The sequence below is a fragment of the Bacillus hominis genome (assembly GCF_018332515.1).
Taxonomy (GTDB): domain Bacteria; phylum Bacillota; class Bacilli; order Bacillales; family Bacillaceae_G; genus Bacillus_A; species Bacillus_A hominis.
The window spans coordinates 1-7,707 of sequence record NZ_BOQD01000274.1 but is presented as its reverse complement, the minus strand read 5'-3'; the positions used below and the strand labels follow the sequence as shown (position 1 = coordinate 7,707).

Below are 7,707 nucleotides of genomic sequence, written 5' to 3'. Positions count from 1 at the left end.
TCCAGCACCATCAATTGTTAATTTTGGCAAATTTGTTCCTCCTCACGTAAAATTGTATATAACATATTTATGACCGCGAATTATCGAACATAAACATTATTTTTTTATAAGCCCCGTAACTTTTTCGTTTAATTGATCGTTTATTAAGTAAGCGCTGAAAAGGAGTGGTTATTTTGTGCACAAAAGTAACTGAAATTTTAAAGAATCATATCGATATGAATCATTCAAATATAAACTTTTTAACTGAGAACTATGCAGAGTTAAAAAGATACTGTACATTTTTAACAAAAAACAAGTGGGACGGTGAAGATCTCGCCCAAGAAACGGTTTATAAAGTTCTTCAAAAATACGGTAATAAAGATATTTGTATGACGCTTCTATATAAAATAGCTAGAAATCGTTGGTTAGACCAGATGAAGTCGAAATCAGTTCATGAAAAAATAAAGGAACAAATTACTTTTGAAGAACCATACGAGAAAATTGCTGATTTGCATGAAATGGTAGGGAAAATGTTATTTTCATTAAATGTACAACAATCCGCAATTTTATTATTAAAAGATGTTTTTCAATATAGTATCGCTGATATTGCTAAAGTATGTTCCGTATCAGAAGGGGCAGTGAAAGCTTCTTTATTTAGGAGTAGAAATAGGCTGAAAACTGTAAGTGAAGAAGGGATTGAAATGGTGGAGTACACGGATGATATTGAAATCGTTGTAACTTCTATTCGTGAAGAAAGGCCTGAATTGTTGACGAAACTTCTCCCAACAATAGATTTCACGAAGTTACCATCAAAACAGCCAGTGTTATTATTCAGTATGAAAAAACCTTCTTCCTACAGTTGTATGCTTTGTGCGGCATAACAATTAGTGGAGGGATTAAAAATGAATACAATTCCATACGTCGTAGAACAAACGAAATTAGGAGAGCGTTCCTATGATATATATTCGAGGTTATTAAAAGACCGAATTATTATGATCGGTTCAGAAATTAACGATCAAGTTGCAAGCAGTGTAGTAGCACAATTATTATTTTTAGAAGCAGAAGACGCGGAGAAAGATATATTCTTGTATATTAATAGTCCTGGCGGCTCAACGACAGCAGGATTTGCAATATTAGATACGATGAATCTTATTAAACCAGATGTGCAAACACTTTGCATGGGCTTTGCAGCATCATTTGGTGCGCTTTTACTATTAGCTGGCGCAAAGGGAAAAAGATTTGCGCTCCCTAATAGTGAAATCATGATTCATCAGCCACTTGGCGGTGTAAAAGGGCAAGCAACAGAAATCGAAATTACAGCAAAAAGAATATTAAAGTTAAAACATGATATTAACAAAATCATATCTGATCGAACTGGGCAGCCAGTAGAAAAGGTAGCTCATGATACAGAAAGAGATTATTTTATGACGGCAGAAGAAGCGAAGGAATATGGAATTGTTGATGCTGTTATTGAGAAAAAATAATGTGAAACAGGCTAGAGAATACGTTGAATTCTCTAGCCTGTTTTTGTTGTTCTTTATTCTTTTATCCATTCATCAACTAAAGTTTGATTCTTTTTAATCCATTTTCGTGCAGCTTCTTCCGGATCTTTCGTTTTATTTAACATGACCATTAAAGTACCAAGCTGTTCATCGTTCATTTTCCATTTATCAAAGTATTTCACAATATCCGGATGATCTTTTTCGAAACCTTTGCGAACTGAGTAATAAATGTCATCTTTTTCACCATATACTTTCTTAGGGTCTTTTAAATATTTTAAGTCAAATTCTGAAAATCCCCAATGTGGATTCCAAAGCGTAACAGCAATTGGTTTCTTTTTCGTATATGCCTTTTTTAACTCACTCATCATTGCAGCTTCTGAAGATTGGACAAGTTTTAATTTTATATCATATGCCTTCATTGCTTTATCCGTTAAATTCATAAGGCTACTACCCGGTTCAATCCCAACAATTTTATTATCTAGCTCATCTTTATGTGCGTTTAAATCTTCTATGCTGTTTATGTTTTTCATATAAGAAGGGACGACTAATCCTAGTCCAGTGCCCTCATACCATTTTGATTTTAAGACAATGTCATCTTTATAACGATTATTTAGCGGTTTATCCGTAACAGGAAGCCATACTTCTAAATTAGCATCAACATCACCACGGGCGACACCAGTCCAAATCGCAGCTTTTTCTAAATACATGAGCTCAACTTTGTAACCTTTTTCTTCTAATAAAACCTTCCACATGTTTGCAGTTGCAATATTTTCTTTCCAACTTGTTACACCTATTTTAATTTTTCCTTTCGAATTAGCATTTGTTGCATTACATGAGGTGAAAATCATAGTAATAAATAATGCAAGGCATATAAGCCATATTTTCTTTCTCATTGAAAACCTCCTAAAAAACTTTTGCCTTTTTAAATAAATGTATAAGTAAGCATTCTTATTATGAACGGAAATGAGAATTTTAAAGAAATCTTATGAATGTCATTTTTATGTAATATTTCTTTGTAAAATCGCAACACTATGTGAATAGATGGGTAGAAAAGGAGTAGTGAAATGGATAATACAAAGGTGCGTGTTGAAAACGTAACAAAAGTATTTGGGAAACACCCGCAAAGAGCTCTTGCCTTATTAAAAGAAGGGAAAAGTAAATCAGAAATTTTAAAAGAGACAGGAATGAATGTTGGTGTGAAAAAGGCAACATTTGAAGTATACACCGGAGAGATTTTCGTTATTATGGGTTTATCCGGTAGCGGGAAATCAACGTTAGTTCGAATGCTAAATCAATTAATCAAACCGACAGCGGGACATATATACATAGATGGTGAAGACATCGCAACGATGGGAAAAGAAGAGTTACGAAGAGTGAGAAGAACGAAGATGAGCATGGTGTTTCAAAAGTTCGCTTTATTTCCGCACCGTACAGTGATACAAAACGTTGCGTACGGGTTAGAAATTCAAGGAGTTCCAGTAGAGGAACGAGAAAATAAGGCGTTAGAATCGCTACAGTTAGTAGGGCTAGATCATCATAAAGATAATTACCCTAGTCAACTTAGTGGTGGTATGCAGCAGCGTGTTGGAATCGCAAGGGCACTAACGAATAATCCAGATGTATTACTAATGGACGAGTCATTTAGTGCATTAGATCCACTAATTCGAAAAGAAATGCAAGATGAACTGTTAGAGCTACAAGATAAAATGGAAAAAACAATTATATTTATTACACACGATTTAGATGAAGCACTTCGAATTGGAGATCGTATCGCATTAATGAAAGATGGAGAAATTGTACAAATAGGAACACCTGAAGAAATTATGATGAGTCCTGCCAACGAGTTTGTGGAGAAATTCGTTGCGGACGTGAATTTAGGAAAAGTAATTACAGCGGAATCTATATTAAAAAGACCAGAAACATTACTCATTGATCGTGGTCCACGTGTAGCACTACAAATTATGAGAAATGCAGGTGTTTCTACTGTATATGTTGTGAATAAAAAGTATGAGTTTTTAGGTATATTAACTGCAGATGATGCAAGTAAAGCAGTACAAAAACAGTGGCCGATTGCTGATTTATTACTTAACGATATTCCGCATGTTTATTTAGATACTTTACTTGAGGAAACGTATGCAAAAATGGCGGAAATGAAATATCCGTTACCCGTAATTGATGAGAAGAAAAGGCTAAGAGGGATTATTAAACGTGAAAGTGTCATTCAAGCTCTTGCAGGTAACATTGAGGAAGAGGTGAAAGACGATGAATAGTATACCGCGTATTCCATTAGGAGAATGGGTCGACTCATTTGTTGCAAGTTTATATGAGCACTTTGAGGGCTTGTTCCGATGGTTCTCATATATTATCGGCGGATTCGTTGATTTACTCACTAATTTTTTAACAATAATTCCAGCCATATTGATGATTATTATCCTATGTTTCCTCATTTGGTACACTACGAGAAAATTATCTTTAGTCATTTTTACGATCATCGGATTATTATTTATTTTAAATATTAACTATTGGGCGCAAACGATGCAAACATTAGCACTCGTACTTACGTCTGTTATTATTTCAATTATTGTCGGAATTCCAATTGGCATTTTAGCATCACAAAATGAGCGCTTTTCAAAATTTTTAAAACCGACACTAGATTTTATGCAAACAATGCCAGCATTCGTTTATCTAATTCCTGCGATAACGTTTTTTGGAGTAGGCGTTGTACCTGGTATTATTGCATCAGTCATTTTTGCAATGCCGCCGACAATCAGATTTACAGACTTAGGAATTAGACAAGTTCCAGAAGATTTAATTGAAGCTGCGAATGCGTTTGGCTCTACCGCATCACAAAAATTATTTAAAGTACAATTACCACTCGCAACCGGAACGATAATGGCTGGAGTGAATCAAAGTATTATGCTTTCGTTATCAATGGTTGTAACAGCTTCACTTGTAGGAGCGCCAGGGCTCGGCGTTGATGTATATCGCTCTGTTACACAAGTAAATATCGGAATGGGATTTGAAGCTGGACTAGCTATCGTCGTGATTGCGATTATATTAGACCGAATTACACAAGGGTTTCATACAAAAAGAAAATAATTCAAAAAACACACTTTATACTACAAAGTGTGTTTTTTGAATTCGAATTACATACGAACAATAACAGAACCTCCAGCTGGTGCACACACTTGGTTTTGCTGTTGTTCCATTGATTTAATTAAATGATTATTTTCTTCGATTAAAGAGATCAATTTAGCTAATTGGCTTTCAAGGCTTGCGATGCGCTGCATCATGTATTGCGAATCATAATGCAGTGTATTCCTTGCGGTATGGGGTGAGTAAGCATATTGTTGATTTAAATTTGGATTCCAATGAGGATGCATATGAATTGTTCCTCCTTAAATGAATTACTGGTCTTTCTTATAGTAAATGCCTATGAATATGTAATGGTGACTTAAAAATCCTTTCAAATGAAGAGGATTATGTAGGGGGAATGGAAAAGTGATAAAGTACATATTTTAGAAATTTTTGAGCGGGAAAGCAAATATATTAGGAGATAGTAACGTTCATGTAAATGGATATTATATGAGGAGAAATTATGAGAGGAGATGCAATTTTGGCTAATAATACAAAAAGAAATGATGCTATGACAATTGGTGTCGCTATAGGTGTTGTAATTGGTGTAATTCCTGGTGTATTTACTGATAATATAGCAATCGGAATAGCGATTGGGATTGCAGTTGGAATGGGGATTACGCTTTTGAAGAAATAATGAGTTGAAAATTATTTTAATGTGAAAATTCTCATTTTAAGAGATTGAATTTTCGGAATATAAAACCTATTTTTCCTTTTTTTGTGATATTATATATGAAAAGGATGGTGATGGATATGCCAATAAACAATCAAGCAGAAAAAAACTGCTTCATTTGTGAAAAACATAAAGGGAACATTACAGTTCCAGGTGGTGCTATTTATGAAGATGATCTCATATACGTTGGACATGTCCATTGGGATGCAGAAGAAACATACCTTGGCTATGTAATGATAGATATAAAGAGACATGTACCTGGCCTTGCTGAACTAACAGATGAAGAAGCGAAAGCGTTCGGACTTATAACAAGTAGAGTAAGTAAAGCGCTAAAAGAAAGTGAAGGTGCAGAACATATTTACACTTTTGTTTCAGGTAATGGTGTACCACATTTACATATGCACATTATTCCACGTTATCCGAATACACCAAAAGAGTTTTGGTCACCAACTGAAGTCGCAAAATGGACTGGCGCGCCATATGGTGACGCAGAGAAAATCAAAAAACTATGCGAAAGAATACGAAAGTATATGGTAAATGAGTATGCATACAACAAATAATACACAATATTCATGGGTTGGAAGTAGGGAAATGTGTTTAGGTGAAATCTCAGTTAAGCAATATGGTGATATTGTACTTGGTAAATACGGCGGGAATATAAGCGCCGGAGCAAAAAAGAATGAAGACGGTGCATTAGTTTGGTCGAATGGCGATTGGGAATTTACCATTATATTAGACGGACATAATAGCGCAGAAAGTGTTGATTTAGTAGTAAGCACAATTCAAGCAGAATATGAAAATATAAAAAGAATTATGAAAGAATCAATTGAAACAGTATTTCGATCAGTTGAAAATCATATCCTTACAATTTTTCAATCCGCCTCATTTAAAGAAAAGTGTCACAGAATTAAAGGTGAAACAGCTTGCTTAATATGTGTAAGAAAAGAAAATTTTATTTGGTGGCTATCTATTGGTGATTGTCTCGTTTATGTTTTTCATGATGAGTTATATAAATTAGGGCAATACGCACTAAATCAACGTCATTTTTACGAGTGGATTGGTAATGTAAATACTTTTGATTTACCTGTTCCTTGTTATTCTTCAGGAGTTCGTGAATTACGCACTGGCAACAATCGAATTGTAATGGTGACAGATGGAGTATTAGAATGTGGGGAACGCCGATATGAAACTCCAAAAAATCTATATAGTGATATGAATAGAAATAATAAGGAACTTAAAGAAAATATTCACAATGTTTTAGAACACGTTCATCATCAATTAGGGCGAGATAGTGCCACAATTATTAGTTGGGACATTAAAAATAAAGGAAATGCTACGTATCCGAGTGATCAGCCGGAGAAAATCCAAACGATTAAGTAAAGGAGGATACCTCTCTGTTTCATGTGAAAGTCATTGTATTAGTTTTATGGATCTTATTCTTAGTTGTTTTAGAAAATATAGTGAGAAAAAAGCTGAATATACCGAAACAAAAAGGATGGAATAATAAATATGTGAACAAGTCTCATAAATGGGGAAACAGAATTATTATTTTTTCTTATATAGTGGTTATTATTATATGTTCTTCTCTTTCAACCCCCTATACATGGGCTTTCTACCTTTTCTGTTTTTAATTACGTTATATAGTTTTGATGCATATATGGAATGGAAATATGACAGGGAATCGAGGGAGTTCTTGATGTCCTTAGGTGGGGCTGTATCGTTAATGATAACAGGGCTGATTCTATATTTTCTTATTTAATACGTATTAATTACAGCCCTATAGCAATGTCATATAATGAGAAATTAAAGGGAGAGAAGAAATGAAAAGCCCTCGATTACGTGCAGAAGCAATGATTTTAAATGAAGATCATTCTAAAGTACTTGTTCAATGTGATGAGAACGAATCATTTTATCGTTTTCCAGGTGGCTCTATTGTATTTGGTGAAACGGGAAAAGAAGCAATAATGCGAGAGTTAATGGAAGAATATGATTTGAAAGTTAATGTTCAAGAGTTAGCAATTGTAAATGAGCAGATTTTTGAGTGGAACAACAAAAAAGGTCATCATTGTACATTAATACATTGGGGAACTGTTCGAGAAGTAGTTACAAATGAAATAAGGCACAAAGAGCATGAGGATATTATTTTAATTTGGAAAAGTATAGAGGAATTAAAGGCAAAGCCAACATATCCTGAAGGAATCTTAAGTTATTTAGAAGAGAATAACCGTAATATCGTCCACTTTATTTTTAATAATTCAATGGGGTAATAGGAGGAATGTTAATGGGAACTTCTACTTTTTGGATTATAAGTATTGTTTTTTGTATAGCTGTCTATTTTTTTGATAAGTTTTTAAGAAAAAAATTGAATATGCCTAAGATAGGTTTTTGGGGATATAAAAAACATGTAAATAGTTTACA

At 34.0% G+C, this 7,707-nt stretch carries 11 protein-coding genes and 1 pseudogene; 10 read left to right on the top strand and 2 right to left on the bottom strand.

All coding sequences use genetic code 11. The features are described 5' to 3' along the window. The first annotated feature begins 173 nt into the window (after positions 1-173). The gene (locus tag KI356_RS22120; RefSeq protein ID WP_212936462.1) at positions 174-860 is read left to right on the top strand and encodes an RNA polymerase subunit sigma-70; all 687 of its coding nucleotides are present in this window, start codon (positions 174-176) and stop codon (positions 858-860) included. 21 nt (positions 861-881) lie between these two features. Further along, a complete protein-coding gene (gene clpP, locus KI356_RS22115; RefSeq protein WP_128280236.1) occupies positions 882-1,463 on the top strand; it encodes an ATP-dependent Clp endopeptidase proteolytic subunit ClpP in 582 nt (193 codons plus the stop codon). Between the two features lie 53 nt (positions 1,464-1,516). On the opposite strand, the gene KI356_RS22110 is transcribed toward clpP, so the two are convergent. Continuing rightward, positions 1,517-2,374, bottom strand: a complete 858-nt coding sequence (locus KI356_RS22110; protein WP_128280235.1) for a glycine betaine ABC transporter substrate-binding protein — start codon at positions 2,372-2,374, stop codon at positions 1,517-1,519. A 171-nt stretch (positions 2,375-2,545) separates the two neighbouring features. On the opposite strand from KI356_RS22110, the gene KI356_RS22105 reads away from it, so the two are divergent. Further along, entirely contained in the window at positions 2,546-3,751 is a 1,206-nt protein-coding gene (locus KI356_RS22105; protein ID WP_128280234.1) for a quaternary amine ABC transporter ATP-binding protein, read from the top strand. Further along, positions 3,744-4,580: an ABC transporter permease gene (locus KI356_RS22100; protein WP_212936461.1), complete on the top strand. Its 837-nt coding sequence runs from the start codon at positions 3,744-3,746 to the stop codon at positions 4,578-4,580. The genes KI356_RS22105 and KI356_RS22100 overlap by 8 nt, the downstream gene beginning before the upstream one ends. Before the next feature lie 47 nt (positions 4,581-4,627). On the opposite strand, the gene KI356_RS22095 is transcribed toward KI356_RS22100, so the two are convergent. Further along, positions 4,628-4,864, bottom strand: coding sequence for a hypothetical protein (locus KI356_RS22095; RefSeq protein WP_212936460.1), 237 nt, complete (start codon positions 4,862-4,864; stop codon positions 4,628-4,630). A 215-nt stretch (positions 4,865-5,079) separates the two neighbouring features. Here KI356_RS22095 and KI356_RS22090 point away from each other — a divergent pair, with 215 nt between their 5' ends. The 6 genes and pseudogenes from KI356_RS22090 to KI356_RS22065 form a co-directional block, all read left to right on the top strand. Beyond that, complete coding sequence (locus tag KI356_RS22090; protein ID WP_212936459.1) at positions 5,080-5,253, top strand: glycine zipper domain-containing protein; 174 nt, start codon at positions 5,080-5,082, stop codon at positions 5,251-5,253. A gap of 95 nt (positions 5,254-5,348) precedes the next feature. Continuing rightward, the gene (locus KI356_RS22085) at positions 5,349-5,849 is read left to right on the top strand and encodes an HIT family protein (RefSeq protein ID WP_212936458.1); all 501 of its coding nucleotides are present in this window, start codon (positions 5,349-5,351) and stop codon (positions 5,847-5,849) included. Continuing rightward, complete coding sequence (locus KI356_RS22080) at positions 5,833-6,669, top strand: PP2C family serine/threonine-protein phosphatase (protein WP_212936457.1); 837 nt, start codon at positions 5,833-5,835, stop codon at positions 6,667-6,669. The genes KI356_RS22085 and KI356_RS22080 overlap by 17 nt, the downstream gene beginning before the upstream one ends. Positions 6,670-6,692: 23 nt before the next feature. Next, positions 6,693-7,021: pseudogene (locus KI356_RS22075) on the top strand (DUF4181 domain-containing protein); the annotation flags it as partial. Positions 7,022-7,109: 88 nt separating this feature from the next. Then, the gene (locus tag KI356_RS22070; protein ID WP_212936456.1) at positions 7,110-7,556 is read left to right on the top strand and encodes an NUDIX domain-containing protein; all 447 of its coding nucleotides are present in this window, start codon (positions 7,110-7,112) and stop codon (positions 7,554-7,556) included. 14 nt (positions 7,557-7,570) lie between these two features. Continuing rightward, positions 7,571-7,707, top strand: a 137-nt coding sequence (locus tag KI356_RS22065) for a DUF4181 domain-containing protein (protein WP_369009433.1), incomplete at its 3' end; no start/stop codon positions are given.

Bases quoted from the DNA above. Each gene is read 5' to 3' on its own strand.
- clpP (WP_128280236.1), top strand. From the start codon at position 882: ATGAATACAATTCCATACGTCGTAGAACAAACGAAATTAGGAGAGCGT.
- KI356_RS22110 (WP_128280235.1), bottom strand. From the start codon at position 2,374: ATGAGAAAGAAAATATGGCTTATATGCCTTGCATTATTTATTACTATG.
- KI356_RS22105 (WP_128280234.1), top strand. From the start codon at position 2,546: ATGGATAATACAAAGGTGCGTGTTGAAAACGTAACAAAAGTATTTGGG.
- KI356_RS22100 (WP_212936461.1), top strand. From the start codon at position 3,744: ATGAATAGTATACCGCGTATTCCATTAGGAGAATGGGTCGACTCATTT.
- KI356_RS22095 (WP_212936460.1), bottom strand. From the start codon at position 4,864: ATGCATCCTCATTGGAATCCAAATTTAAATCAACAATATGCTTACTCA.
- KI356_RS22090 (WP_212936459.1), top strand. From the start codon at position 5,080: ATGAGAGGAGATGCAATTTTGGCTAATAATACAAAAAGAAATGATGCT.
- KI356_RS22085 (WP_212936458.1), top strand. From the start codon at position 5,349: ATGAAAAGGATGGTGATGGATATGCCAATAAACAATCAAGCAGAAAAA.
- KI356_RS22080 (WP_212936457.1), top strand. From the start codon at position 5,833: ATGCATACAACAAATAATACACAATATTCATGGGTTGGAAGTAGGGAA.
- KI356_RS22070 (WP_212936456.1), top strand. From the start codon at position 7,110: ATGAAAAGCCCTCGATTACGTGCAGAAGCAATGATTTTAAATGAAGAT.